The organism is Nocardiopsis xinjiangensis YIM 90004, assembly GCF_000341145.1.
In the GTDB taxonomy this organism is placed as follows: Bacteria; Actinomycetota; Actinomycetes; order Streptosporangiales; family Streptosporangiaceae; genus Nocardiopsis; species Nocardiopsis xinjiangensis.
Genome location: NZ_ANBE01000017.1, coordinates 1 through 25,769 on the forward strand (window position 1 = coordinate 1; position 25,769 = coordinate 25,769).

Annotated in this window: 24 protein-coding genes; 6 read left to right on the plus strand and 18 right to left on the minus strand. The window is 71.1% G+C overall.

What is annotated here, in order from left to right; all coding sequences use genetic code 11:
- Positions 1–174: 174 nt before the first annotated feature.
- The gene (locus D473_RS0109795; protein ID WP_017608894.1) at positions 175–948 is read right to left on the minus strand and encodes an IclR family transcriptional regulator; all 774 of its coding nucleotides are present in this window, start codon (positions 946–948) and stop codon (positions 175–177) included.
- An 80-nt stretch (positions 949–1,028) separates the two neighbouring features.
- Between D473_RS0109795 and D473_RS0109800 the strand changes: the two genes are divergently transcribed.
- Both D473_RS0109800 and D473_RS0109805 read left to right on the plus strand, forming a co-directional pair.
- Positions 1,029–2,222, plus strand: coding sequence for a 4-hydroxybenzoate 3-monooxygenase (locus D473_RS0109800; RefSeq protein WP_017608895.1), 1,194 nt, complete (start codon positions 1,029–1,031; stop codon positions 2,220–2,222).
- 60 nt (positions 2,223–2,282) lie between these two features.
- Positions 2,283–3,557, plus strand: coding sequence for an MFS transporter (locus tag D473_RS0109805; RefSeq protein ID WP_017608896.1), 1,275 nt, complete (start codon positions 2,283–2,285; stop codon positions 3,555–3,557).
- A gap of 83 nt (positions 3,558–3,640) precedes the next feature.
- Here the strand turns inward: D473_RS0109805 and pcaDC are convergent, their stop codons facing one another.
- The 10 genes from pcaDC to D473_RS0109850 form a co-directional block, all read right to left on the minus strand.
- Positions 3,641–4,774: a bifunctional 3-oxoadipate enol-lactonase/4-carboxymuconolactone decarboxylase PcaDC gene (pcaDC, locus tag D473_RS0109810; RefSeq protein WP_017608897.1), complete on the minus strand. Its 1,134-nt coding sequence runs from the start codon at positions 4,772–4,774 to the stop codon at positions 3,641–3,643.
- Entirely contained in the window at positions 4,764–6,143 is a 1,380-nt protein-coding gene (gene pcaB / locus D473_RS0109815) for a 3-carboxy-cis,cis-muconate cycloisomerase (RefSeq protein ID WP_017608898.1), read from the minus strand. The genes pcaDC and pcaB overlap by 11 nt, the downstream gene beginning before the upstream one ends.
- A 67-nt stretch (positions 6,144–6,210) precedes the next feature.
- Positions 6,211–6,774, minus strand: a complete 564-nt coding sequence (gene pcaG, locus D473_RS0109820) for a protocatechuate 3,4-dioxygenase subunit alpha (RefSeq protein WP_017608899.1) — start codon at positions 6,772–6,774, stop codon at positions 6,211–6,213.
- Positions 6,771–7,532: a protocatechuate 3,4-dioxygenase subunit beta gene (gene pcaH / locus D473_RS0109825; protein ID WP_017608900.1), complete on the minus strand. Its 762-nt coding sequence runs from the start codon at positions 7,530–7,532 to the stop codon at positions 6,771–6,773. Before pcaH ends, pcaG begins: the two co-directional genes overlap by 4 nt.
- Before the next feature lie 49 nt (positions 7,533–7,581).
- Positions 7,582–8,796: a thiolase family protein gene (locus tag D473_RS0109830; RefSeq protein ID WP_017608901.1), complete on the minus strand. Its 1,215-nt coding sequence runs from the start codon at positions 8,794–8,796 to the stop codon at positions 7,582–7,584.
- A 55-nt stretch (positions 8,797–8,851) separates the two neighbouring features.
- Positions 8,852–9,607: a CoA-transferase subunit beta gene (locus tag D473_RS0109835; protein ID WP_017608902.1), complete on the minus strand. Its 756-nt coding sequence runs from the start codon at positions 9,605–9,607 to the stop codon at positions 8,852–8,854.
- Between the two features lie 139 nt (positions 9,608–9,746).
- A complete protein-coding gene (locus D473_RS0109840; protein ID WP_017608903.1) occupies positions 9,747–10,562 on the minus strand; it encodes a CoA transferase subunit A in 816 nt (271 codons plus the stop codon).
- 213 nt (positions 10,563–10,775) lie between these two features.
- Positions 10,776–11,231 (minus strand): oxidoreductase C-terminal domain-containing protein, encoded by a 456-nt coding sequence (locus D473_RS28390; RefSeq protein ID WP_275040646.1) that lies wholly within the window; start codon positions 11,229–11,231, stop codon positions 10,776–10,778.
- Positions 11,186–11,920: an NAD(P)/FAD-dependent oxidoreductase gene (locus tag D473_RS25630; RefSeq protein ID WP_275040647.1), complete on the minus strand. Its 735-nt coding sequence runs from the start codon at positions 11,918–11,920 to the stop codon at positions 11,186–11,188. Before D473_RS25630 ends, D473_RS28390 begins: the two co-directional genes overlap by 46 nt.
- Positions 11,917–12,237, minus strand: a complete 321-nt coding sequence (locus D473_RS0109850) for a bifunctional 3-phenylpropionate/cinnamic acid dioxygenase ferredoxin subunit (RefSeq protein ID WP_206539022.1) — start codon at positions 12,235–12,237, stop codon at positions 11,917–11,919. The genes D473_RS25630 and D473_RS0109850 overlap by 4 nt, the downstream gene beginning before the upstream one ends.
- Before the next feature lie 130 nt (positions 12,238–12,367).
- Between D473_RS0109850 and D473_RS0109855 the strand changes: the two genes are divergently transcribed.
- The 4 genes from D473_RS0109855 (at position 12,368) to D473_RS0109870 (ending at position 17,511) form a co-directional block, all read left to right on the plus strand.
- On the plus strand, positions 12,368–13,147 hold the full coding sequence (locus D473_RS0109855) for an IclR family transcriptional regulator (RefSeq protein ID WP_241474751.1): 780 nt from the start codon (positions 12,368–12,370) through the stop codon (positions 13,145–13,147).
- A gap of 450 nt (positions 13,148–13,597) precedes the next feature.
- Entirely contained in the window at positions 13,598–15,991 is a 2,394-nt protein-coding gene (locus D473_RS0109860; RefSeq protein ID WP_017608906.1) for an FAD-dependent oxidoreductase, read from the plus strand.
- 117 nt (positions 15,992–16,108) lie between these two features.
- Complete coding sequence (locus tag D473_RS0109865) at positions 16,109–17,281, plus strand: aromatic ring-hydroxylating oxygenase subunit alpha (RefSeq protein WP_017608907.1); 1,173 nt, start codon at positions 16,109–16,111, stop codon at positions 17,279–17,281.
- A 32-nt stretch (positions 17,282–17,313) separates the two neighbouring features.
- On the plus strand, positions 17,314–17,511 hold the full coding sequence (locus tag D473_RS0109870) for a hypothetical protein (protein WP_017608908.1): 198 nt from the start codon (positions 17,314–17,316) through the stop codon (positions 17,509–17,511).
- 90 nt (positions 17,512–17,601) lie between these two features.
- On the opposite strand, the gene D473_RS0109875 is transcribed toward D473_RS0109870, so the two are convergent.
- The 7 genes from D473_RS0109875 to glyA form a co-directional block, all read right to left on the minus strand.
- The gene (locus tag D473_RS0109875) at positions 17,602–18,231 is read right to left on the minus strand and encodes an MBL fold metallo-hydrolase (protein WP_017608909.1); all 630 of its coding nucleotides are present in this window, start codon (positions 18,229–18,231) and stop codon (positions 17,602–17,604) included.
- A complete protein-coding gene (locus D473_RS0109880) occupies positions 18,231–19,313 on the minus strand; it encodes an S-(hydroxymethyl)mycothiol dehydrogenase (RefSeq protein WP_017608910.1) in 1,083 nt (360 codons plus the stop codon). The genes D473_RS0109875 and D473_RS0109880 overlap by 1 nt, the downstream gene beginning before the upstream one ends.
- Before the next feature lie 113 nt (positions 19,314–19,426).
- Positions 19,427–20,029 (minus strand): sarcosine oxidase subunit gamma, encoded by a 603-nt coding sequence (locus D473_RS0109885; RefSeq protein WP_017608911.1) that lies wholly within the window; start codon positions 20,027–20,029, stop codon positions 19,427–19,429.
- Positions 20,022–22,865 (minus strand): 2Fe-2S iron-sulfur cluster-binding protein, encoded by a 2,844-nt coding sequence (locus D473_RS0109890; protein ID WP_017608912.1) that lies wholly within the window; start codon positions 22,863–22,865, stop codon positions 20,022–20,024. Before D473_RS0109890 ends, D473_RS0109885 begins: the two co-directional genes overlap by 8 nt.
- On the minus strand, positions 22,862–23,131 hold the full coding sequence (locus tag D473_RS0109895) for a sarcosine oxidase subunit delta (protein WP_017608913.1): 270 nt from the start codon (positions 23,129–23,131) through the stop codon (positions 22,862–22,864). The genes D473_RS0109890 and D473_RS0109895 overlap by 4 nt, the downstream gene beginning before the upstream one ends.
- An 8-nt stretch (positions 23,132–23,139) precedes the next feature.
- Positions 23,140–24,372, minus strand: coding sequence for a sarcosine oxidase subunit beta family protein (locus D473_RS0109900; RefSeq protein ID WP_017608914.1), 1,233 nt, complete (start codon positions 24,370–24,372; stop codon positions 23,140–23,142).
- The gene (glyA, locus tag D473_RS0109905) at positions 24,369–25,682 is read right to left on the minus strand and encodes a serine hydroxymethyltransferase (RefSeq protein ID WP_017608915.1); all 1,314 of its coding nucleotides are present in this window, start codon (positions 25,680–25,682) and stop codon (positions 24,369–24,371) included. Before glyA ends, D473_RS0109900 begins: the two co-directional genes overlap by 4 nt.
- Between the last annotated feature and the right edge of the window lie 87 nt (positions 25,683–25,769).

Sequence of the window (25,769 nt, forward strand, 5' to 3'; positions counted from 1 at the left end):
GCGGGTATTTCCCGCCGCTGGTGATGGGTGCGGTCTTCCAGTCCACGGGTGCCTACACCTTCGGGTTCGTGTTGCTGGCGGTGGTGGCGCTGGGAACGGCGGTGCACACCGCGCTCGCCTTCCGGGGGACCACGGCGCCGCGGAGCAGGGCGGCTCGAGCGCGCTGAGTGGGTTTTATGCCCATACGCCCTGGTAGGGGCCCGCNCGGCCCAGGCTCGTGGCCGCCACCCGCAGCGCCGGGACCAGGCGCTGCAGGTCTGCACGCACCGAGTGCACCACGATGCCCAACGCCGCGACCGGGGGAGCCTGCCGGTCGGGGCACACGGGCACCGCGACCGAGCACGAGCCCAGGGTCATCTCCTCCTGGGTGGAGGCGTGCTCGCGCTCGAGGGCCCGGCGCAGGTCGCGCACGAGTCTGCCGCTCTCGGTGATGGTGTGCCGGGTCCATGCCCCGAGGCCCCGGGCGCAGTAGGCGTGTACCTCCTCCGGCTCTGCCCAGGCCAGGAGCGCCTTGCCCACCCCGGTGGTGTGCAACGGCAGGCGCTCGCCCACGCGGGAGAGCACGGGCACCGAGCGGTGTCCGGCCAGTTTCTCCACGTACAGTGCGTAGTCGCCGTCGCGCACGGCCAGGTGGACGTTCTCGCGGGTGATCTCGTACAGGTCCTGCATGTACGGCAGCGCCCGGTCGCGCAGGCGGTCGGCGACGGGGGCCAGGAGCCCGGTGCGCCACAGCCGCAGCCCGACCCGGTAACGTCCGTCGGTACCGCGTTCCAGGGCGCCCCAGGCGAGGAGTTCCCCCACGAGCCGGTGCGCCGTGGCCGGTGGTAGTTCGGCGGCGCGCGCCAGCTCGGCGAGGGTGGCGCTGGGGCGTTCGGGGGTGAGCGCTCCGAGCAGGTGCAGGGCGCGGGCAGTCACCGAGCGATCGTCATCCGTACGTGTGATCGGCATCCGCACATAATTGCACGGATGTTCCGCTCAACGGAATGCAGTCCTGGACCGTGACCTCGCGCACAGGTTCGGATGGGCCCATGCACATTTCCGACAGCAGAACCCAGGTGGCGATCATCGGTGCGGGCCCGGCCGGCCTGACCCTCTCCCACCTGCTCGCTGCCCAGGGCATCGACTCGGTCGTCGTGGAGACCCGCGAACGGGACGAGATCGAGGGCACCATCCGCGCCGGGATCCTCGAACAGGGCACCGTGGACCTGCTCACTTCGTCCGGTATCGACACCAGGGTCCTGGCCGAGGGCACCCGGCACGAGGGGGTCGAACTGCGCTTCGACGGCCGCGGCCACCGCATCGACTTCACCGATCTCGTCGGCCGATCCGTATGGCTCTACCCGCAGCACGAAGTCCTCAAGGACCTCATCGCCACCCGCCTGAGCGACAACGGCCGCCTGCACTTCGGCGTCTCCGACGTGGCCCTCGACAAGGTCGACACCGCCGAACCCGAGATCGCCTTCACCGACCGCGACGGGAACCGGACCCGGCTGCGCTGTGACATCGTCGCAGGGTGCGACGGCTCTTCCGGTGTCAGCCGGAACGCCTTCCCCGAGGACGTGGCCCAGGACCACTTCCGCTCCTACCCCTTCGGCTGGTTCGGGATCCTCACCGAGGCGCCGCCCTCCGCACCCGAGCTGATCTACACCCACTCCGAGCGCGGATTCGCCCTCATCAGCAGCCGGACCCCCACCGTCCAGCGCATGTACTTCCAGTGCGACCCCCAGGAGGCCCCCGCCGACTGGAGCGACGCACGCATCTGGGACGAACTCCAGACCCGCGTCGCCGGTGAGGACGGCTTCTCCTTGAAGGAGGGCCGCATCTTCCAGCGCGGGGTGATCCCGATGCGCAGTTACGTGCGTGCCCCCATGCGCCACGGCCGCCTCCTCCTGGCCGGGGACGCCGCCCACACCGTTCCGCCCACCGGGGCCAAGGGCCTCAACCTCGCCATGGCCGACGTGCGGGTCCTGGCCCAGGCCCTGGAAGGCTTCTTCGCCACCCGCGAGGACCGGCACCTGGACGCCTACGGCCCCACCGCGCTGCGCCGCGTCTGGCGCGCCCAACACTTCTCGTACTGGATGACCAGCATGCTGCACACCGACCCCGGGGCCGGTGCCTTCGACCTCCAGCGCCAGCGCGGCGAACTGGATTCGCTCACCAGCAGCCGCGCCGGCTCGACCTACCTCGCCGAGGCCTACACCGGCTGGCCGCTCTCCCCCTGACCCCGACCGACCGCGTGTGCGCTCCCCCTCGCCCACGCACGCCCCTACAGGAGGCGCCCTGTGAGCACGACCGTCCGCCACACCGGGTGGGTCATCCCCCTGTGCTGGATCGCCGTCGTCCTCGACGGCTTCGACATGGTGGTGCTGGGCACCACTCTCCCCACGCTCCTCGACGAGAACCAATGGGGTATCACCCCGAGCAGTGCTTCCGCGGTCTCCACGGCCGGACTCGCCGGCATGGCGATCGGTGCCCTGTTCATCGGGACCGTCACCGACGTCATCGGACGCCGCAAGGTCATGATCTACGCGGTGGCGAGCTTCTCGGTCTTCACCGCCTCGTGCGCCTGGGCGCCCTCGCTGTGGGTCTTCGGCCTGCTGAGGTTCCTGGCCGGCCTCGGACTCGGCGGTTGCCTGCCCACCGCGATCGCCCTGTCCACCGAGTACGCGCGTAAGGGACGCAGCGGCAGCGCCACGACCACCATCATGACCGGCTACCACGTGGGCGCGGTGCTCACTGCCCTGCTCGGCATCCTCGTTCTCGGCTCGCTGGGCTGGCAAGCCATGTTCGTGGTCGGAGCTCTCCCCGCTCTGGTCCTGGTCCCGCTGATGATCCGCTACCTGCCCGAGTCGCAGTCCTTCGGCGAGCGGTCCCCGCAGCGCGGTGCGGCCGTCGGTGCGGGCACCGACGCAGTGCGCTCGCTCTTCCGCGACGGGCTGGGCCGCTCCACCCTCGCCTTCTGGGCCGCGTCCTTCTGCGGTCTGCTGCTGGTCTACGGCCTCAACACTTGGCTGCCCGAGATCATGCGTGCGGCCGGGTACGAACTCGACGCCGCGCTGGGTCTGCTCCTGGCCCTCAACATCGGCGCCGTCCTCGGACTGATCGTCGCCGGCCGGAGCTCCGACCGCTTCGGCCCGCGCGTGACCAACCTGATCTGGTTCGGTGTCGCCTCGATCCTGCTCGCGGCGCTGAGCATCCGCCTCCCCGGCATCGGTGTCTACGTCGCCGTGCTCCTGGCCGGGTGCTTCGTCTTCAGCTCGCAGGTGCTCGTCTATGCCTACATCAGCCGGGTCTTCCCGCCGGCCAACCGGGCGACCGCGCTGGGCTGGTCGGCCGGGGTGGGACGCCTCGGCGCCATCACCGGCCCCGTCCTGGGCGGGGCCCTGCTCACCGCCGGGATCGCCTACCCGTGGGGTTTCTACGCGTTCGCCCTGATCGGGGTGATCGGCGGCCTGGCGGTTCTCACCGCTCGGCGCCCCGACCCGGTCGACCCCGAACACCTGGATGGGGGGACCGGACCCGGGCGCCAGGCCCGGACCCCGGCCGGCGGTTCCTGACACCCGGTGCACGAGAACGGCGCCCGCTCACACCTCGGTGCGGGCGGGCGCCGCCGCTGTCGGCGGCAGGTCGGCGGGCCGACTCAGGCCTCCTCGGCCAGCACCTCCCGGGCGATCGCGAAAGCCTTGTTCGCGGCGGGTACCCCGCAGTAGATCGCGGCCTGCAGGAAGACCTCACCGATCTCGTCCGGGCTCAGCCCGTTGCGGCGGGCCGCCCGCACATGCATGCCCAGCTCGTCCCAGTGCCCCTGCGCAGTCAGAGCGGTGAGCACCATGCAGCTGCGGGTACGGCGGTCCAGGCCGGGCCGGGTCCAGATCTCCCCCCAGGCGTAACGGGTGATCAGGTCCTGGAACGGTTCGGTGAACGGGGTCGTCCGCTCCACGGCCCGGTCCACGTGGGTGTCCCCGAGCACAGAACGGCGCACCCGCATACCGGCCGAGCTCCGGTCCCCGTCGGCGAAGTGCTGGACCAGGAGCGTGGTGACCCGCTCGGCCTGCTCCCACGACAACAGGTGCGCGGCCTGCTCCAACACGACCAGGCGCGCGCCGGGGATCAGCTCGGCCATCGTCGAACCGTGTCCCTCCGGAGGGGTGGCCGCGTCATCGGCCCCGGAAACGATCAGGGTCGGCGCCTCCACACGCGGAAGGTCCTCGCGGAAGTCCCACTCGGCGATCGCCTCCGCCACCGAGGCGTAGCCCTCCGGCGCGGTTCCGGCCACCCGGTCGCGGTGGGCCCGCACCTCGTCGGGGTGCTCCTCGGCGAAGCCGGCGGTGAACCAGCGCTCGACCACCCCGTCGGCGACCGCGGAGGTACCCTCCGAACGCACCAGCGCGGCCCGGTCCAGCCAGTTCTGCGCCGGGGGCATGTGCGGGGAGGTCGCCAGCAGCGCGAGGCGGTCGATGCGCTCGGGGGCGTGCGCCGCCAACCACTGGCCGATCATGCCGCCCAGCGAAAGGCCCGCGTAGTGGGCGCGGCGCACACCCAGGCCGTCCATCAGGCGCAGGACGTCCCCGGCCAGGCCGGCGATGGAGTAGGGGCCCTCGGGTACGGGGGAACCGCCGTGCCCGCGCGTGTCGAAACGGATCACCCGGAAGTGGGCCGAAAGCGCCTCGACCTGCGGCCCCCACATGTCGGTGCCCGCGCCGAGGGAAGGCCCGAGCAACAGCGCCGGCGCGTCCTCGGGGCCGCTCACGGTGTGGTGGAGTTCAACGCTCAATGTGTCCTTCTTCACTGGTCGTGCTGCCGGTGCGCCCTGCTGCGTCCGCCCCGGTGATCCGGTCGGTGAACAGGCCCGCCGAACCCAGGTAACCGGAGGGGGCGAGCAGGGAGCGGATCCGGTCGGGGCTCCGGACACCGTCGAGGCGCTCGGTGAGAACCCCGGCCAGGTCGCGTCCGGTCCCGACGGCCTCGGTGCAGGCGGCCGAGACGAGTTCATGGGCCGCCTGCCGCCCCATGTCGGGGGACAGATCGGTGGTGACCCGTTCGCCGAGCGCCGTCCCACCGGTGGCGTCCAGCCCGGCGCGCATCCGCTCGGGATGCACCCGCAGCCGCTCGACGCTGGTGCCCCACCAGGCCACCGCGCTGCCGGTGCGGCGCCACAGGTCGGTCAGCGGCAGCCATTCGGAGTGCCAGGACCCGGCGGCGCGCTGGTGCTCCTGGATCTGGGCGCCGAACAGGGTCGCGACCAGGCCGGGTGCCTGCCGGGCACAGGCCAGCGCGCTGACGGCGGCGACGGGGTTGCGCTTGTGCGGGAGGGTGGAGGACCCCCCGACGCCGGGGCCGCCCTCCTCGGTCACCTCGCCGACCTCGGTCTGGGAGAGCAGGACGACGTCCTGGGCCGCGGTGCCCACCGAGCCGGCCACCCGCCCCAGGGCGCCCGCGAGCTCGGCGACACGGCCGCGCTCGGTGTGCCAGGGCAGTACCGGTTCGGCCAGGCCGAGCCGACGGGCCAGGGCGGCGCCGACGCGGGCACCGTCCTCGCCCAACGAGGCCAGGGTGCCCACCGCACCGCCGAACTGGACCGCCGCAGCCTCCTCGAGCGTGCGCCGCAGACCCGCGCCCGCCGTGAGGAGCCCGTGCGCCCAACCGGCCGCGACCACCCCGAAGGTCGTGGGCAGGGCCTGCTGCAACAGGGTGCGGCCGGGCATGGGGGTGTCCCGGTGTTCGGCCGCCAGAGAACGCAGGCCCGCCGCGGCACGGTCCAGGTCCTGCAACAGCGCGGCCCCGGCACGGCGAGACAGGAGCATCGCCGCGGTGTCCATGACGTCCTGGCTGGTGGCGCCCTGGTGGACGTGGCCGGCCGCTTCCGTGTCGGTCTCACCCACCCGGGCCGTCAGCTCCTTGACCAAGGGGATGACGGGGTTACCGCCGCTCGCGGCGGCCCGCCCCAGCGCCCCGGTGTCGTACAGGCCCGGGTCGCAGGCACCGGCGACGGCCTCGGCGCGCGCGGGCGCGAGCAGACCGGTGTCGGCCAGGGCCCGGGCCAGGGCGGCCTCGGTGTCGAGCAGCGCCCGCAGCCAGGCGGTGTCGTCGGTCAACGGGCCGACGGGGCCCCGCGTGAGGACCCCGTCGAACAGGCCGGTCATGTGTGGTGGCTCCCTCGGTGGACGAAGCTCGGGCGAGCGGGCCGGGGACGCCGCCCGGCCAGGACGGTCAGATGTCGAAGAAGACCGTCTCCCCCTCACCCTGCAAACGGATGTCGAAACGGTAACCGTCGGGGGCCGCGGCCGCCACGAGCGTGGCCCGCGCCGCGCGGTCCCCGACCGCGCGAAGCACTGGATCGGCGGCGTTGGCGGTCTCCTCCTCGGGGAAGTACAACCGCGTGACCACCCGGTTCAACATGCCCCGCGCGAACACCGACACGTCGATGTGCGGTGCCTGGCCACCCCCGGGGCCCGGAACCGTTCCCGGCTTCAGGGTGAGGATGCCGTAGGAACCCTCACCGTCGGTGGGGCAGCGACCGAAGGCCCGCAGCCCCGGGTACGCACGTGCGCCGCGCGGGTCGGCGGGGTGGTCGAACCGCCCGTCCGGGTCGGCCTGCCAGGTCTCCACGAGTGCGTCGGTGACCGGTTCCCCGGCCCCGTCGCGCACCGTTCCGCGGATCCACACGGCCCCCGGTGTGCCCTCGGCGACCGCGAACGGCCCGTCCGGCCAGGGCAGACCGATGTGCAGGTAGGGGCCGACCGTCTGGGACGGGGTGGTGGGGTAGGTGCTCACTCCTCGTCCTCCACGATCTCCTCCTCGGACTCGAACGGGGTCTGCCCGCGTCCGCGCAGGACGATGTCCCACCGGTAGGCCAGCGCCCACTCGGCCTCGGTGCTGCCGTAGTCGAACCGGGCGACCATCCGCTCCCGGGCCTCCTCGTCGGGTACCGAGTTCCACATCGGGTCCTGGAAGAACAACGGGTCGTCCGGGAAGTACATCTGCGTGACGAGCCGCTGGGTGAAGGCCTGCCCGAACAGGGAGAAGTGGATGTGGGCGGGGCGCCACGCGTTCCGGTGGTTCTTCCACGGGTAGGCGCCCGGACGCACCGTGAGGAACCGGTAGCGGCCCTCGCCGTCGGTCATGGTGCGCCCCACCCCGGTGAAGTACGGGTCCAGCGGCGCCGGCCAGTTGTCGCCGGTGTGGCGGTAACGTCCTGCCGCGTTGGCCTGCCACACCTCCACCAGGGTGTGCGGGACGGGTGCCCCGTCGCTGTCGCGCACCCGACCGTGCACGATGATGCGCTGGCCCTGCGGCTCGCCCTCGTGCTGGCGGGTCAGGTCGTGGTCGAGCTCGCCGAGCCGCTCGTGGCCCAGTACCGGCGAGGTGACCTCGGTGAGGGTGTGCGGCAGCAGCGTGAGGGGACGCTTCGGATGGCGCAGCGCCGTGCTGTTGTAGTCGGAGTAGTCCAGTGGCGGATGGGTGTCGTGGTCGCGGACGTACCCGGGGACGTAGAGCCCGGACCCCGTCCTGGCCCCGGGGGCGGTCGACATCGCGGAGTCTCCTTCCGTTCGTGCGAGGGCGCGTCCCCGCTGTGGATGTTCATGCCTCCAGGACGACGGCCAAGCCTTGGCCGACACCGATGCAGAGCGTGGCCAGGCCCCACCCGCCGCCGCGACGGCGCAGCTCGTGGGCGAGGGAACCCAGGACACGGGCCCCGGACGCCCCCAGCGGGTGGCCCAGGGCGATGGCGCCGCCGTTGGGGTTGACGATCTCGGGGTCCAGCCCGTCCCAGGAGCGCAGGCACGCCAAGGACTGGGCCGCGAAGGCCTCGTTGAGTTCGACCACCGCAAGGTCGCCCCAGCCGATACCGGCCCGCTCCAGGGCGATCTCGGCCGCGCGCACCGGACCGATACCGAACACGTCCGGGTCCACGCCGGCCGCGCCGCGGCCCGCGATCCGCGCGAGGGGCTCCAGCCCGGTGCGGTCGGCGGCGGCCCGGTCACCCAGGAGCAGGGCGGCGGCGCCGTCGTTGAGCGGGGAGGCGTTGCCCGCGGTGACGGTGCCCTCGGCGCGGAAGGCGGTCTTGAGCCCGCCGAGCTTGGCCAGGGACGTCTCCCGTACACACTCGTCCCGGTCCAGGTGTGCGTCGGGTACCTGGACGATCTCGTCCTCGAAGGCCCCCTTCTCCCAGGCTTGGGCGGCCTTGGTGTGGCTGGCCAGGGCGAAGGCGTCCTGCTCGTCGCGGCCGATCCCGAACTTCTCGGCCAGGCGCTCGGTCGCCTCACCCAGCGACACGGTCCACCGGTCGGGCATACGCGGGTTGACCATGCGCCAACCCAGGGTCGTGGAGTGCAGGGTGGCGTTGCCGGCGGGGAAACCCTTGGACGGTTTGGCCATCACCCACGGGGCGCGGCTCATCGACTCCACGCCCCCGGCCATGACCAGGGAGGCGTCCCCGGTCTGGATCGCCCGGCTCCCCTGGATCGCTGCTTCCAGCCCGGAACCGCACAGCCGGTTCACCGTGGCCCCGGGGACCGAGGTCGGCAGTCCGGCCAGGATCGCGGCCATCCGGGCGACGTTGCGGTTCTCCTCCCCGGCGCCGTTGGCGTTGCCGAGGACGATCTCGTCGACGGGCGGGGTGGAGCCGTCGCCACCCGGACCGACGGGGGCCCCGGAGCGCTCCAGGCCGGGCGCGCGGTCGACGAGGGCGCCGACGACGTGTGCGGCGAGGTCGTCGGGGCGGGCGCCGGAGAGCGCTCCGCCGAACTTGCCGAAGGGGGTGCGGACGGCGTCGAGGACGTAGGTGTCGGTCACCGGGGGCCTCCTGGGCGTGGCGTGTGCGGATCGTGGGTTCGTGAGGGGCGCCGGGTCAACGGGCCCCTGTGAGCGATCGCACCACAGACAGTTCGGTGTCGGTGGGGGCGGGGGTACCGATCACGTTCTCGGCGGTCCTGAGGTCCCAGCCGGTGGCCTCCGTGACCTGAGCGATCTCCACCCCCGGGTGCACCCCCGTCAGCACCAGTTCGCCGGTTCCGGGGTCGGGCTCGAGCACGCCGAGGTCGGTGATGACCCGGGTCGGTCCGGCTCCGCGCAGCCCCAGGCGCTCGCGGTCGCCCTTGCCGCGCCCGTGCCCCACCGAGGTCACGAAGTCGACCTGGTCGACGAAGGCGCGGCTGCTGTGCCGCATGATCACGATGACCTCGCGGCAGGACGCGGCGATCTCGGGGGCGCCGCCCGCGCCTGGCAGCCGGACCTCGGGGGAGTGGTAGTCGCCGATGACGGTGGTGTTGATGTTGGCGTAGCGGTCGATCTGGGCGGCGCCGAGGAAACCGACGTCGATGCGCCCGGCCTGGAGCCAGTAGTTGAAGACCTCGGGGACCGAGACCACGGTGTCGGCGGTGTCGGCGAGGATGCCGTCGCCGATGGACAGCGGCAGGTGGTCGGGGACCGTGCCCAGGGTGCCCGACTCGTAGACCATCCACAGGCCGGGAGCGTGGGTGCGCCGGGCGACGTTGGCGGCGGTACTGGGTAGGCCGATGCCGACGAAGCAGGACATGTGGTCCTCGAGTGAACGCGCCGCGGTGACGGTCATGATCTCGTCGGAGGTCCAGGTCACGGTGGTCACGGGGTACTCCCTGCCGGTTCGGGGATCACGGTGCCGACCGCTGTGTGGCGGAGAGCGCCGAGGGCTGCCTGAGGTTGCGCTGCGGGACAGGACGCTGCGGGAGGTACCCGGTGGGGGAGAGGCGCCCGGAACGGGGCGTTCACGTGGCACCGGCCGCGGGGGCGCCGATCTGTTCCTCCAGCCAGGCGTTGAAGGCCTCACGGTCGCGGCCGATCTCGTCCCAGGCCTTGTAGGCGGAGTTGTCGCGCTCGTAGTACCCGTGCGCGTAGGAGGGGGCCGCTCCGCCGGGGACCACACTGACGGCGTCGACGATCCGGCCGGGCAGGAGCACCTGTCCGGGGACGGGGTCCAGGGTCTCGACGACCTCCTCGACCGTGACCAGCACACGCTCGGCCGCCAGGGCGGCCTCCTTCTGGATGCCGGTGATGCCCCACAGCTGCACGTTGCCGGAGCGGTCGGCGCGCTGGGCGTGGATGACCGTGACGTCGGGGTCGACCGCGGGGACGGCGGCCACCTCCTGCCCGCTGAAGGGGCAGGTCACGGTGCTGATGTTGGGGTTGTTGCCGACCAGGTCGGTGCCGCTGTACCCGCGCAGGATCGCGAAGGGCAGCCCGGAGGCGCCCGCGACGTAGCGGTTGGTCATGCCGGCGTGGCTGTGCTCCTCGATCTGCAGGGGGAGGGGCCAGCCGTGGGTGACCGCGTCGCGGAACCGGTGCAGTGAACCCACGCCGGGGTTGCCGCCCCAGGAGAAGACCAGTTTGCGGGCGCATCCGGCGCCGATGAGCTGGTCGTAGACGATGTCGGGTGTCATCCGTACCAGGGTGAGGTCGCGCAGGCCCTGGCGGATGATCTCGTGCCCAGCGGCGACGGGGATGAGGTGGGTGAAACCCTCCAGCGCGACGGTGTCGCCGTCGTGGACCAGGGTGCGGACCGCCTCGTCCAGGGGCAGGACCATGAGGCCTCCGTTCGCATAGTGAATTATTGTTCTTATGGCGAACAACTGTTTCTGAGATTAGCGGCACGCGAGGGGGCGGTCAAGGCCCGAGAACGCGGTGAAGGGGGATCACGGAGGCCGGGGGCGCTCCCGCGCCCCCTGACCGGCCACAGAAAAAGGTGCTCGGATCCGGCCCCGACCGGATCCGAGCACCTCTGGCGCCCGAGGGTTCTCTCACGTGGCGACGGGAGCGAGCAACGTCCGCCGCATGCGGGTGAAGAGCTTCGGGTCGTTCATGGCGAAGACCCCCGTGGTCGTGCCGTCGCGCCGGTAGGCGGCCACGAACTTGCGGCTCTCCTCGGAGCCTTCGACCACCTCGACCTCGTCGGCGTCCTCTGTGCGGCCGGCGACCTGCAGGCGGCACCCGTACTGGTCCGACCACATGTACCGCGAGGGCCGGTGGTCGTTCACGGTCGCGCCGGCCAGGAGGTTCTGCACCGCGGTACGCGGCTGCTCCGATGCGTTGGTCCAGTGCTCATGGCGCACGAGCTGCCCGGAGGAGGAGCGGTACCGGGCCACGTCACCGACGGCGACCACGTTCGGTGCCGAGGTGACCAATCCGGAATCGCACACCACACCGTCGTTCACCTCGAGCCCCGACCCGGCCAGCCAGTCCGTGGCCGGGCGCATCCCCACACCCACGACCACGACGTCGGCGGGAACGTGGGTTCCGTCCTCCAGGAGCAGGCCCGTGANTCGACCCCGGCACCGCACCGGAGGGCGACCCCGTGCTCGGCATGCAGCCCCGTGCACACCTTGGCCATCCGAGGACCCAGAGCCCGCGCGAGAGGTTCGCGCACCGCCTCGACCACGGTGACGTCCAGCCCGAGCTTGCGGCAGGTGGAGGCGACCTCGGTCCCGATCCACCCCGCACCGATCACGGCGACCGGTCCCGCCTGCTCGGCCAGATCGGCGCGCAGGGCGAGCGTGTCCTCGATGGTGCGCACCGTGTGCACCCCGTCGAGCTGTTCCGCGCCGGGCACGGACCTGGCCCGCCCGCCGGTGGCCACGACCACGCCGTCCGTGGCGACGTCGGTCCCGTCGGACAAGGAGACCGTCCCGGCGGCGTCCAGGCCGGTGGCCCGTACTCCCAGCCGCCACTGCACCTCCAGCTCGTCGAGGTCGGGCTGATCGGCCAGGGCCAGGGAGGCGAGGTCGGCGGTACCGGCGAGCAGACCCTTGGAAAGCGGGGGCCGGTCGTAGGGCAGGTGGGTCTCGTCGCCGACCACGACGATCCGCCCGTCGAAACCTTGCGCTCGCAGGTGCTCCACCGAGCGCAGCCCGGCCAAGGAAGCGCCGACCACGGTGACCGTCCTCATGCAACCGCCTCCTGCTCCACGAGCTGAACGTAGATGTGCCCCTCGTCGACGACGACCGGGTGTGTGCGGACGGGTTTCTTCGCGGGCAGGCAGCTCGGCATGCCCGTACGGAGGTCGAACAGCGCCTCGTGCAGCGGGCACTCCACGAAGCAGTCCTCCAGCCAACCGTCCGAGAGTGAGGCGTCCTGGTGTGTGCAGGTGTCGTCGATCGCGTACAGCTGCCCCTCGGCGTTGAACACCGCGATCGGGACATCGGCGTCGATCCTGACCGACTCGCCGAAGGGCAGCTCGTCCACGGAGCAAGCAGCAATCAGCATCGGGACCCTCCGTTGCATAATGAGGAACGCTCTGTGTAATGCGCAACTTCATCGTGCGGCTCCGCTCGAGGGCGCGTCAAGAGGGCACGAAGAATTGCCGATGTTCGATCTGCGTGCTTACTGTTTCTCTATGGGAAACTCCGAGCGCAAAGATTCGATGATCGTGCAATCGGTCGACCGCGCGGTCGCTGTCCTCGAATTCCTCCTGCTCGAGGGGGAGGCCGGCATCAGTGAGATCGCGGCCGAGCTCGGTGTGCACAAGTCGACCGCCTCGCGCCTGGTGTACACACTCCAGTCGAAAGGGCTCGTCGAGCAGGACGGCGAGCGCGGTCGCTTCACCATCGGCTTCGCCATGCTGCGCTACGCCGGGGCCGTGACCAGGCAGATCGACGTGGGTCGCCTGGGTGCGCCGCTCTGCGAGGGCCTGGCGCAGCGCCTCGGCGAGACCGTCAACATCGCCGTCCTGGACGGGATGAGCGCGGTCAACGTCAGCCAGGCGCGGGGGTCCTCGGCGATCGCGGTGCAGAACTGGACCGGACAGCGCACTGCCCTGCACGCCACCTCCAGCGGGAAGGTCCTTCTGGCGTCGATGACCGAGGACGAGCGGGAGGAGTTCCTCGAGGGCGACCTGTTCCCCTACACCGCACGCACCATCACCGACCCCGACGAACTGCGTCCCGTCCTCCAGGGTGTGGCCGAGGACGGTTACTCCACGAGCTTCGAGGAGCTCGAGCCCGGCCTTCACGCGTGTGCGGTCCCGGTTCGCGGGCCGGGGGACGGTGTCATCGCGGCCATCAGTGTGTCGGGGCCCTCCTATCGGCTCTCGAGCAGACGCGTGCGGCAGCTGGCCCGGGAGCTCGACATCGCCGCACGGGAATTCTCCGGAAGACTCGGCCACGTGGAACGCTGACCCGAAAACCTTTGTCCTTGCTGCTCACAGGGTGGGGTCCGGATTCCGGTCCCCACCTTTTCGTGTTGTGTGCGGGGCTGTAACAAGAAGAAGAGAGTTCCTTGCCTTCGGGGGTTGACAGCCCCTTCACGTGTACTTCAAATTGGTCCCCATGTAGTTGCGCATCTCACATCCCGTTGCTTCATTTGCAACTTTAGGAGGGCAGTCATGCCTGCCTCGTGCTCGCCCCGGCGCCGCCTCCACGCGCCGCAGCCGGCCTGCCGTGGAATCGTCTCTTCCCGTGTGCCCGGGGCCCTCTCGCCCTCCGTCCGCAGTGCGCCCGGGCACCGGGATCACCTGAGACCCGTCGGCCGGGTCCCTGGCGTGCGCTGATCTCCGAAGCCGGGCGCATCCGTATCCGGTACTCCGTTCTCAGTCACCTGATGATCCCCTGAATCCAGGAGGGCCGTCATGGCCACGCAGCCCCATGTCGTCATCATCGGCGCGGGAATTGTCGGTTGCGCTCTCGCGGACGAGCTGAGTCTCCGCGGGTCGAACAGGGTCACCGTTCTCGAACAGGGGCCGTTGTTCACACCGGACGCCGAACCCGATCCCCCGGGTCCCGCTTTTTTCTTCCAGGCCGGCGAGTGCAAGACGCTGTCGCAATGCGCCGCCCGCACCGTCGAGAAGTACCGAGGCCTTCTACTACAGGGACGGCAGCTCTTCCAGAGCCTCGGAGGGCTGGAACTGGCCACCGCCCCGCACCACTGGGAGGGCCTGAAACGCAAACGCGGGTGGGCCGCCTCGTGGGGGATCGAAGCGTCCCTGCTCACCCCTGAGGAATGCGCCGGCCTCCACCGGCACCTGGACACGGCCCCGGTCCTGGGTGGTCTGTACACCCCCGGCGACGGGGCCGCCGATCCCCTGCACGCGGCCGAGGCCCAGGCGGAGCGGGCCATGGAGCGGGGCGTCAGGTTCCTGCCCCATCACCGGGTGACCGGCATCGAACGCCGCGCGGACCGCTTGCGCGCCGTCACCACCGAGCACGGCAGTTTCCGCGCCGACGTCGTCGTCTCCTGCGCGGGTGCTTCGGGTCCGGAGATCGGGGCGATGGTGGATCTGCCGCTCCCCGTCTCGGCCATGGCTCACCAGTACGTGCGGACCAGGACGCCACTCCCCACGGACGACACCCGTACGGAGGATCCCCGTGCCACCGGTCCGATCCTGCGCCACCGCGGCATCGCCGTCAGCACGGCCCGGCACTTCGATCCTCCCCACCTGAGGGCCCACGGGTACCGGCCCGCCCCCGACGACCCCGGCACGGAGACGCCCGTACCCGCCACCGTGGCCGACCTCGTCCCGGCGCTCGCGGAGGCCGAGACCGAGTACACCACCCACGGGACGACCCTGGCCACCGCCGACGGCAAACCGCTCCTGGGTGAACACCCCGCTCTCGGCGGTTTCTGGGTGGTCCAAGCCGTGGAGACCGCACATTCGGCCGGCATCGCCGGGGCCGTGGCCGAATGGATCATCGACGGCCGCCCCGGGGGAGACCTGCACTGTTGCGAACTCAACCGGTTCGACGAGGTCCAGCTCTCACCCGCCTACGTGCGAAGCCGCAGCCGCCGGGTCCGTGCCGAGTCCGAGACCGGCGTACGCATCTCGCACTCGGTGGACCCGGCTCGCCCCTTGCGGAGCGCACCCTTCCACGAACGGCAGGTCGAACTCGGGGCCCGCTTCCTGGAATCCGGCGGCTGGGAACGCCCGGAGTGGTATGAGGCCAACACTGCCCTGCCCGAGGTGGAACGGGTGATCGAACGCCACGGGTGGCCCGACCGGGACTGGTCGCCGATTGTGGGGGCCGAGGCGCTGGTCGCCCGCGAACGAGTGGGCGTATTCGACATGACCCCCCTGAAGCGGGTGGAGGTCAGCGGGCCGGAGGCGCTCAGTTTCCTCCAAACGATGACCACGAACCAGATCGACCGCGAACCGGGCACGGTCGTCTACACGCTCATGCTCGACGACGACGGCAGGGTCCGCGGTGACCTGGCCGTGGAGCGCCGGAGCGAGTCCCGTTTCCAGGTCGGTGCGAACAGCCACACCGATGTCGACTGGCTCCGCCGGCACCTGCCCCGCAACGGCACCGTCCAACTGCGCGACGTCACCTCGGGCACCTGCTGCATCGGGCTGTGGGGACCCGGGTCGCGGGCCTTGCTGCAGCAGCTCTCCACCGAGGACTTCTCCCACCGCGCCTTCGGGTGTTACCGGGCCCGGCGGATCTACCTCGGGACCGTTCCGGTCACCGCCCTGCGGCTCTCCTACGTCGGGGAGCTCGGATGGGAGCTGCACACCGACGCCGACCTGGGGCGCCGTCTCTGGGACACCGTGTGGGAGGCCGGGCAGGACCACGGCCTCATCGCTGTCGGGCGCGGGGCCTTCGACAGCATGCGTCTGGAGAAGGGACACCGTTCCTGGAGCAGGGACGTCACCACCGAGCACGACCCCTACGAGGCCGGCCTGGGGTTCGCGGTCCGGATGAGCAAGGGCTACTTCCGAGGCAAGGAGGCCCTCGAGGAGCGCGCCGGAACCGTTGCCGCCCGCAGACTCACCTGCCTGACGATCGACGATCCGCGACGGACGGTCGCCGGTTCCGCACCGGTCTACGCCGACGGGGCCGCGGTAGGCCACGTGACCAGCGCCGACATCGGATACACACTCGGCCGGGGCATCGCCTACGCCTGGATGCCCACCGCGCTCGCCGACCCCGGGCGGGGCGTGGAGATCGAACACCTGGGGGAACGGGTGGAGTCCACCGTGGCGGCCGAGCCCCTGTTCGACCCCGAGTCGATCCGCTTCCGTTCCTGACCCGCTCCTGCACCGATCCGCTTCCGCCCTTGCCCCGTAGCAGGGCCGTCCCCGGCCCCCGACCCGGCCGGCGCACGCAGAGTTCCGGAGTTCCCGACACCGCACAAGGAGCCCTCGTTGACAGACGGCACGTTCGTGGACGACCCGTCCGCCGGCGGAGCACCCGCCGACAGCCTCATCCGCACCCTGCCCGGAACCGACTACACCGACCCCGCAACCTTCCGGCTCGAACAGGAACGCATCTTCGAGGCCCAGTGGTTCTGCGCCGTGCGCAGCTCCGACCTGGGCAAGCCCGGGGCCTTCCGTACAGTGCAGATCGGCCGGGAGAGCGTGCTGGTCACCCGGGCACGCGACGGGAAGCCCCGCGCCTTCCTCAACGTGTGCCGCCACCGCGGAGCCCAGCTGTGCACGCAGGAGTCCGGCGAGGTCAAGCGTTCCTTCCAGTGCCCGTACCACGCCTGGACCTACGGGCTCGACGGCAAGCTCGTCGCCGCACCGAACCTGACGTCGATGCCCGACGTCGACCGCACCGAGTACGGCCTGCAACCGCTGAACCTGAAGGAGTGGCTCGGCTACGTGTGGGTGTGTATCGCCGACACCCCGCCCTCCTTCGAGGAGACGGTGGTCGCCGACGTCGTCGCCCGGCTCGGCGGCGTCGAGGCGATCGACAACTACGGCATCGACGGGCTCACCGTCGGACGGCGTATCACCTACGACGTCAAGGCCAACTGGAAACTCATCATCGAGAACTTCATGGAGTGCTACCACTGCGCCACGATCCACCCGGAACTGACCGAGGTGCTGCCGGAGTTCGCCGAAGGCTACGCGGCCCAGTTCTACGTGGGACACGGTGCGTCCTTCGGTGAGGACGTCGAGGGGTTCACCGTCGACGGAAGTGAGGGTTTCGACCGGATCGAAGGTGTGAGCGAGGAACAGGACCGCAGCTACTACGCCATCACGGTCCGGCCCCAGGTCTTCGTCAACCTGGTCCCCGACCACGTCATCTTCCACCGCATGTACCCGGTCTCGGTCGACCGGACCATCGTCGAGTGCGATTGGCTCTACACACAGGAGGTCATCGACAGCGGTCGGGACCTGTCGCATTCGGTGGAGATGTTCCACCGGGTCAACCAGCAGGACTTCGACGCGTGTGAACGGTGCCAGCCGGCGATGTCCTCGCGGCAGTATGCCCAGGGCGGTGTCCTCGTCCCGTCCGAACACCACATCGGGGAGTTCCACACCTGGGTCGAAGCGGCCCTCGCGCCGGGGCGCAGTGGCGACCTGAAATGAGGGTCGCCGCCCCACGGGTCTTCTGACCCTCCGTGCTCCTGAGCGCGTTCTTCGTGGTCGTGGCCCCGGCCATGTCCTACGCGATCCACCGCAGGACCCGGCCCGTCTCCGTGCGGCCGCGTGGAAGGCGTTCGCGCGAGGTCCGCCGCATACGGCGACGACAGCACGAGGAGCTCACCGAGGACCTCTCCCGGTGCCTGCTCGAGGAGAGCGCAGGAGCGCGCGCATGACCCCGGGGGAGGCCCCGCGCGGGGCCTCCCCCGGGACCGGAAAAGAGCGTGTCCCCGGCCGACCGGCCGGGGACACGCTCTTTCACGCCTTCAATAGCCGCGTGCGGCCCACTGCTCGAATTCGGTACGGACCGCGCCGATCGTGGTCGACCCGCCGTGGCCCGGGTTGACCACCGTCTCCTCCGGCAACGGGAGGAGACGGTGGCGGATGGACTCCACGATCACGCCGAAGTCGGAGTAGGAACGCCCCGTCGCCCCGGGGCCGCCGGCGAAGAGGGTGTCGCCGGTGAACACCGTGCCCAGGGCCGGGACGTACACGCACACCGACCCGGGTGCGTGGCCCGGAGTGTGCAGGAGCCGCAGCTCCACGTCACCCACCTCGAGCACCTGGCCGTCGGTGAGTTTGCCGTCGGGGGCCCGGTCGGGGTGGGTGAGGTCCCACAGGACCCGGTCGTCGGGGTGCAGCAGCACCGGCGCACCGAACGCGTCTGCCAGGGCAGGGGCCATACGGACGTGGTCGTCGTGCGCGTGTGTGCACAGCACGGCGCGCACGCTGCGCCCGTCCACCAGATCGAGGATCGTCTCGATCTCGTGTGGCGCGTCGATGACCAGGCACTCCCGGTCGTCGCCCACCACCCACACGTTGTTGTCGACGTCGTGGGTGGCCCCGTCCAGGGTGAACGTGCCCGAAGTGACGGTGTGGTTGACCTGGACACCCATCAGAACGTCACCACCGATCGCAGCACTTCACCGCGGTGCATCTTGTCGAACGACTGCTCCACCTGGTCCAGGGCGATCTCCTCGGTCACGAACTCCTCCAGCGGCAGGCGGCCCTGCTGGTACATCTCCACCAGCATCGGGAAGTCCCTGCTGGGCAGGCAGTCGCCGTACCAGCTGGACTTGAGGGCGCCGCCGCGCCCGAAGACGTCGAGCAGCGGCAGCTCGAGCGTCATCTCGGGGGAAGGGACTCCGACCAGCACCACCGTGCCGGCCAGGTCCCGCGCGTAGAACGCCTGCTTGTAGGTCTCGGGTACCCCCACGGCGTCGACCACGACGTCGGCGCCGTGCCCGTCGGTGAGCTCCCGGATCGCCTCCACCGTGTCGACCTCCGCGGCGTTGACGGTGTGGGTGGCGCCGAACGTGCGGGCCCACTCCAGCTTGGCGGGGTCGGTGTCGACGGCGATGATGCGCCGGGCCCCGACCAACTCCGCCCCGGCCACCGAACCGTTGCCGACACCGCCGCACCCGATGATCGCCACCGAGTCCCCGGGACCGGCCAGACCGGTGTTGACGGTCGCGCCGATACCCGCCATCACACCGCACCCCAGCAGGCCGACCACCGCCGGGCGGGCGGACGGGTCGACCTTCGTGCACTGTCCCGCGTGCACGAGCGTCTTCTCGGCGAAGGCACCGATGCCCAGGGCCGGCGACAAGGGGGTGCCGTCCTCCAGGGTCATGGGCTGGGTAGCGTTGTGGGTGTCGAAGCAGTACTGGGGACGGCCCCGGGCACAGGCCCGGCAGTTCCCGCAGACGGCCCGCCAGTTCAGGACGACGAAGTCCCCGGGCTCGACGTCGTGGACACCCTCGCCCACGGCGTCGACGACCCCGGCGGCCTCGTGGCCCAGGAGGAACGGGTACTCGTCATTGATCCCGCCCTCCCTGTAGCTCAGGTCGGTGTGGCAGACCCCGCAGGCCTGGACCCGGACCACGGCCTCACCGGGCCCGGGGTCGGGCACGTTGATGTTCACCACCTCGACGGGTTCGCCCTTGCCACGGGCGACCACGCCACGCACGACGGTCATGTTGTACTCCTCTTCGGTCGGGGCCGACGTCTGTTCCTGTGAGGCCGCGGGCGGGCACGGAACTGCCCGCGGACAGGGGGATGGATGTGCTTCGGGGCCGATGGTGCCGACCGTTATGCGAGGGTATCGCGGGCGCCGTACTCGGCGGCCGCGTCGGCGGCCCAGCCGGCCAGGTGGCGCGCGAAGGAGGAGCGGACGAGGACCCAGAAGACCGGGGTGGTCCCGTGCCGCCGCAGCAGGGCGACCTCGGTGCGTGCCAGCAGGGTCTGCGCGCACCGTCCCGGGCCGAAGGAGAAGGGGTGGAGGTCGAGCGGGCACCCCTTGTTCAGGAACTCCTCCGCCCGCGGCCCGGCGACCTCCAGGGTCGTGCGCTGGCCGGACACGTCCACGACCGCGCCGTGTTCGCCCTCCAGCGACCGTGTCAGCGCGGACACCACCTCCGGGGCCCTGCCCTGTTCACCCATCACGAGCCACTCGTCCGGGCCCATCCACAGCACCAGCAGGTCGCCGGCGACCACGGACGTCCCGGGGGCGAGGGGCAGGGGCGCCCCCAGAGCGGCGCCGACCCGCGCGGCTTCCGCCCCCTCGGGGTCCAGACGCAGGGCGACCTGGGTCAGGAACGGGATCTCCCCGAGCTCCAGGACGTCCGGGACGGAGGCCTCCGCCAACAGTTTCGCGCGGGGGGCCAGGGGCGATTCGCCTCGGATCTCAGCCATCGCGGCGCGCTCCTTCCTTGTCGTAGAAGACGTGGTCGGTGATCGTGGCCGCGACGAGACGGCCGCCGTAGGTGGCGTGGACCGTGTCGCCGATCCGGTCGCGCCCGGCGTCGACCATGGCCAGGGCGAACCCGCGTTCCAGGACCGCGCTGCGGTAGCTGGAGGTGACGTGGCCCAGCATCGGGACCGGGGGCTCGGGGAGTTCGGCCTCCTCCACCAACTGGGCGCCCTCGGCCAGCACCAGGTCCGGGTCGGCGGGCAGCAGACCCACCAACTGCTTGCGGTCGGTGCGTGCGGTGTCGGCCCGGCTGAAGGAGCGCTTGCCCAGGAAGTCCTCCTTCTTCTTCGACACGGCCCAGCCCATGCCCAGGTCGTACGGGGTGACGGTGCCGTCGGTGTCCTGCCCGACGATGGGCAGGCCCTTCTCCGCACGCAGCACGTGCATCGTCTCGGTGCCGTAGGGCGTGATGCCCAACGGTGCGCCGGCTGCCACGAGCGCCTCCCAGACCTCGCGCCCGTACCACCAGGGCACACTGATCTCGTAGGCGAGCTCACCGGAGAAACTGATCCGGAAGACCCTGGCCCCGTGCCCGGCGACGGTCCCGTCCCGCCAAGCCATGAACGGGAAGTCCTCCTGCTCCAGCTCCATGTCGGGCGCGACCCGCGACAGCACCTCGCGCGAGCGCGGGCCCGCGAGCGCGATCGTGGCCCAGTGGTCGGTCACCGACGTCAGGTGCACCCGCAGGTGGGACCATTCGGTCTGCAGCCAGTCCTCCAACCACTGCAGGACACCGGCGGCACCCCCCGACGTGGTCGTGACCAGGTAGCGGTGCTCCCCGGTGCGGGCGACCGTGCCGTCGTCGAAAACCATGCCGTCGGCGGTGCACATCAGTCCGTAGCGGATGCGCCCGACCTTGAGCGTGCTCATCTTGTTGGTGTAGACGAGGTCGAGGAACTCGGCTGCGTCCGGCCCCTGCACGTCGATCTTGCCCAGCGTCGACACGTCCTGGAGCCCGACGCCCTCCCGGACCGCGCGGCACTCGCGCAGAACCGCGGCCTCCATGTCCTCACCGCCGTGCGGGTAGTACCACGGCCGCTTCCACTGCCCCACGTTCTCGAACGGCGCCCCTTGGTCCACGTGCCAGTCGTGCACGGAGGTGACCCGGACCGGGTCGTACAGGTCGCCCCGTTCCCGGCCCGCCAGCGCGGCGAAGGCCACGGGGGTGTAGGGGGCCCGGAACGTGGTCGTGCCGATCTCGCCGGTGCTGCGTCCCAGGAGCTCGGTGATGACCCCGCTCGCCAGGGTCCCCGACGTCTTGCCCTGGTCGTGGGCGGTGCCCAGTGTCGTGTAGCGCTTGATGTGCTCGACCGACTCCATGCCGGCCCCCAGCGCCCGGCGGATGTCGGCGACCGTGGCGTCCCGGGCCAGGTCCACGTACTGGGTGTCGCCGGTGGAGTCGGTCGGTGACGGAACGAGCCATACGGTGCGCCCGGGTCGGACCGGGGGGGATGCCGCTCGGGGGAGCTCCGCGGTCTCCGTTTCGAGCCCGCAGGCCCGGGCGGCCTTCCGCCCCGCCTCCGAGCCGCTGCTCAGGCACGCGCTGGTGGTGAGCACCCCCGCCGCCGCACCCGCCGACCGCACCGACCGCGGGTTCTGGTCGGGCACGAACGCGCCCAGGTCCTCGGAGAACCGGAGGGCCCCGCGGGCCTGACTGTGCAGGTGCACCGCGGGGTTCCAGCCACCCGAGACCAGGAGGGTGTCACAGTCGATCCGTGTGTGCTCCGCGCCCGGTCGCTCCTCCTCCTGCCACCACTGGGCCACACGCACCTGCGAGACCCGCCCGGGACCGGAACTGGTGACCACCGCCGTCCCGGGCATCAGGGTGATCCCGCGCTCAGCGCACAACGACTCCCAGTGAGGGGGCACCGAACCCCGTGCGTCGACGACTGTGGCGATCTCCACCCCGGCGTCGTGCAGGTCCACGGCGGCCGCGTAGGCGCTGTCGTTGGTGGTGAACACGACCGCGCGCTCACCCGGGACGACCCCGTACCGGTGCAGGTAGGTGCGTGCGGCCCCGGCGAGCAGGATGCCGGGACGGTCATTTCCGGCGAAGATCAGCGGCCGCTCGTGCGCGCCCGTGGCATGGACGACCTCGCGGGCACGGATGCGCCAGACGCGCTGGCGGGTGAATGCGTCCTCGCCCCGGTGCTCGACCGCGACGAGGTAGTTGTCCTCGTAGTGGCCGAACACGGTGGTGCCGGTCAGCTTCCGCACTTCCGGGTGCTCGTCCAGTTCGGCCACGGCCTGCCGCGCCCACGCGTGGGCCGGCGCGCCGTCCAGCTGTTCACCGGTCCCCAGCAGGGCCCCGCCGAACTCGGTGTCGGTCTCGGCCACGATCACCCGGGCCCCGCTGCGCGCCGCGGTCAGTGCGGCGGCGAGCCCCGCGGGACCGGCACCGACGACGAGCACGTCGCAGTGGGCGTGCATGGTGTCGTAGCGCGCCGGGTCCTTCTCGGCGGCCAGCCGGCCCCGGCCGGGCAGCCCCGAGGCCGCCAACCTGTCGGTCAGCCGGACCGTCGTGGCTGTCTGCATCGGTTCGGGGAAGGGCTCGTCGATCTGCACCAGTGCGTTCGGTTCCTCGGCGCCGGCCGCCATGATCCCGCGGGGCCGTCCGTGCTTGATGCTGGTGGCGACTTGGTGGACGCCGTTGGCGAGCAGGGCCGAGGCGAGGGTGTCGCCCTCGTAACCCTGGTACTCGCGTCCGTCGAAGGTGAAGTGCAGCGGGCGGTCGCGGTCGATCCGTCCCCGGGCTCTGAGCCTGTACCCGTTGTTCACTGGCCCACCGTCCTCGTGTCGTGCCGGTCAAGGATGCGGTTGGTGACGGTGTCCCGGCGGAGACTGAACCACCGGCGGCATCCGGCCGCGTGGAGCCAGCGTTCGCCGAAGGCACCCCTGGGGTTGTCCCGGAAGAAGAGGAACTGTGCCCAGTCCTCGTCGGTGAGGGTGTGCGGGTCCTGCGGGTAGGCCACGCCGGCCTGTCCTCCGTAGTGGAACTCGATCTCGTCGCGCGGCCCGCACCACGGGCAGGGGATGGACATCATGGGAACTCCTAATGGGCGACGCCGGAGGCGCCGTGCTCGTCGATGAGGGCGCCGCTGGTGAAGCGTTCGAGGGAGAACGGGACGTTGAGGGGATGGGGCCGGTCGTTGGCGATGGTGTGGGCGAAGCACCAACCCACGCCCGGGGTGGCCTTGAAACCGCCGGTGCCCCAGCCGCAGTTGACGTAGAGCCCCTCGAAGGGGGTCAACCCCATCACCGCCGAGGCGTCGGGGGTGACGTCGACGACCCCGCCCCAGGTCCGCAGCACGTGCGCGCGGGCGAACATCGGGAACAGCTCGACCGCGGCGGCCATCTGCCGTTCGATGGTGTGGAACGCACCGCGTTGGGAGTAGGAGTTGTAGGAGTCGATGCCGGCGCCGAGCACGAGTTCTCCCTTGTGGGCCTGGGAGACGTAGACGTGCACGGCGTTGGACATCACCACGGTGGGGTGCACCGGCTCCAACAGTTCCGACACCAGGGCCTGCAACGGGTGGCTCTGGACCGGCAGCCGCAGCCCGAGGGTGTCGGTGAGCACCGATGAGTGGCCCGCGGCGGCCAGCGCGACCTTGCCGGTCCGGATCGGGCCGCGGGTGGTCTCCACCCCGACGATCCGGTCGCCGACCCGCTCGAATCCGGTCACCTCGCAGTTCTGGACGAGGTCGACACCCATACGATCGAGTGCGCGGGCGAAACCCCAGGCCACGTGGTCGTGCTTGGCGATCCCGGCCCGCGGCTGCCAGGTGGCGCCCAGTACCGGGTAACGCAGGTCCTCGGACGTGTTCAGAATGGGACAGACCTCGGCGACCCGGTCCGGTGCCAGCCACTCGGCGTCGATCCCGTTGAGCCGGTTGGCGTTGACCCGCTGTACGCTGTCGCGCACCTCCTGCAGGGAGTGCGCCAGGTTGAGTACGCCCCGCTGGGAGAACAGGAGCGGGTAGTCGAGCTCGTCCTCGAGCCCCTCCCACAGCTTCAGGGAGTGCTCGTAGAGCCCGGCGCTCTCGTCCCACAGGTAGTTCGAGCGGATGATGGTGGTGTTGCGGGCCATGTTGCCGCCCGCGAGCCAGCCCTTCTCCAACACCGCGATGTTGGTGATGCCGTGGTTCTTGGCCAGGTAGTAGGCCGTGGCCAGGCCGTGCCCGCCACCGCCCACGATCACCGCGTCGTAGGAGGACTTCGGTTCGGGGGAGCTCCACAACCAGTCCGGGTGTTCGGGCAGGTCGGCTCCGGGGGTGGGTGGAGTCACCAGAACGCTCCGTCCATGTGCGGGTAGAGGGGAAAGTCGGCGGCCAGTTTCTCCACGCGTGCGCGCAGGGCCCTGGCCCCGGTCTCGTCCAGCGCGGGGTCGAGGGCCTCGGCGACGACGTCGGCGACCTCTGCGAACTCGGCGGGGCCGAACCCGCGGGTGGCCAGGGCTGGGGTGCCGATACGCAGGCCCGACGTGATCATCGGCGGACGCGGGTCGTCGGGCACCGCGTTGCGGTTGACGGTGATGCCGATGCGGTGCAGGCGGTCCTCGGCGGTCCTGCCGTCCAGCTCCGAGCCGCGCAGATCGACCAGGACCAGGTGGACGTCGGTGCCGCCGGAGACCAGGCGCACACCCTTGTGCGTGCAGTCCTCGGCCGAGAGCCGGTCGGCCAGGAGCTGGGCCCCCTCGACGGTGCGGCGCTGGCGTTCGGCGAACTCGGGTTCGGCGGCGAGCTTGAACAGCACCGCCTTGCCGGCGATGACGTGCTCGAGCGGGCCGCCCTGCTGCCCGGGAAAGACCGCGGAGTTGAACTTCTTGGCCAGGGCCTCGTCGGCGGACATGATGACGCCGCCCCTGGGTCCGCCCAGCGTCTTGTGTGTGGTCGTGGTGACTACGTGTGCGTGGGGGAGCGGGTCGGGGTACAGGTCGGCGGCCACGAGCCCGGCGAAGTGGGCCATGTCCACCATCAGGTAGGCGCCGACCTCGTCGGCGATCTCCCGGAACCGCGCGAAGTCGAGCCGGCGCGGGTAGGCCGACCAGCCCGCGATGATCATCCGCGGCCGCTTCTCCCGGGCCAGGCGGGCGACCTCGTCCATGTCGACCCGGTGCTCGTGCGGGTCGACGTGGTAGGGCACGACGTCGTAGAGCTTTCCGGAGAAGTTGATGTGCATGCCGTGGGTGAGGTGGCCGCCGTGGGCCAGGTCCAGGCCCATGATCGTGTCGCCGGGGTTGAGAAGGGCGAACATCGCGGCCGCGTTGGCCTGGGCCCCCGAGTGCGGCTGCACGTTGGCGTAGGCGGCGCCGAACAGGGCCTTGGCCCGGTCGATCGCCAGCTGCTCGACGACGTCTACGTGTTCGCAGCCGCCGTAGTAGCGCTTGCCCGGGTAACCCTCGGCGTACTTGTTGGTCAGGACCGAACCCTGGGCCTCCAACACCGCCCGGGGCGCGAAGTTCTCCGAGGCGATCATCTCCAGCGTGGACTGCTGGCGCTCCAGTTCGGCGCTGACGGCGGCGGCGACCTCCGGATCGACCGTCGGCAGTGAACCGTCGGTGAGGCCGGGTGCGCCGGTGCTCGGGGAGGGTCTCATGGGGTTTCCTTCCACGCGGGAGCCGGGGAGGGGTGGTCGGAGGACCTGAGAAGCAATAGAAACCGATCTGACATATCAGTTGGCGAT

Excerpts from the sequence above, each read along its gene's own strand:
- D473_RS0109850 (WP_206539022.1), bottom strand. The coding sequence starts at position 12,237 with ATGCTGATTGCTGCTTGCTCCGTGGACGAGCTGCCCTTCGGCGAGTCG.
- D473_RS0109855 (WP_241474751.1), top strand. The coding sequence starts at position 12,368 with ATGGGAAACTCCGAGCGCAAAGATTCGATGATCGTGCAATCGGTCGAC.
- D473_RS0109840 (WP_017608903.1), bottom strand. The coding sequence starts at position 10,562 with ATGGTCCTGCCCCTGGACGAGGCGGTCCGCACCCTGGTCCACGACGGC.
- pcaH (WP_017608900.1), bottom strand. The coding sequence starts at position 7,532 with ATGTCGACCGCCCCCGGGGCCAGGACGGGGTCCGGGCTCTACGTCCCC.
- D473_RS0109885 (WP_017608911.1), bottom strand. The coding sequence starts at position 20,029 with ATGGCTGAGATCCGAGGCGAATCGCCCCTGGCCCCCCGCGCGAAACTG.
- D473_RS0109800 (WP_017608895.1), top strand. The coding sequence starts at position 1,029 with ATGCACATTTCCGACAGCAGAACCCAGGTGGCGATCATCGGTGCGGGC.
- glyA (WP_017608915.1), bottom strand. The coding sequence starts at position 25,682 with ATGAGACCCTCCCCGAGCACCGGCGCACCCGGCCTCACCGACGGTTCA.
- D473_RS0109880 (WP_017608910.1), bottom strand. The coding sequence starts at position 19,313 with ATGACCGTCGTGCGTGGCGTGGTCGCCCGTGGCAAGGGCGAACCCGTC.
- D473_RS0109875 (WP_017608909.1), bottom strand. The coding sequence starts at position 18,231 with ATGGGTGTCCAGGTCAACCACACCGTCACTTCGGGCACGTTCACCCTG.
- D473_RS28390 (WP_275040646.1), bottom strand. The coding sequence starts at position 11,231 with ATGCGCCCGGCCACGGACTGGCTGGCCGGGTCGGGGCTCGAGGTGAAC.
- D473_RS0109895 (WP_017608913.1), bottom strand. The coding sequence starts at position 23,131 with ATGATGTCCATCCCCTGCCCGTGGTGCGGGCCGCGCGACGAGATCGAG.
- pcaB (WP_017608898.1), bottom strand. The coding sequence starts at position 6,143 with ATGACCGGCCTGTTCGACGGGGTCCTCACGCGGGGCCCCGTCGGCCCG.
- D473_RS0109860 (WP_017608906.1), top strand. The coding sequence starts at position 13,598 with ATGGCCACGCAGCCCCATGTCGTCATCATCGGCGCGGGAATTGTCGGT.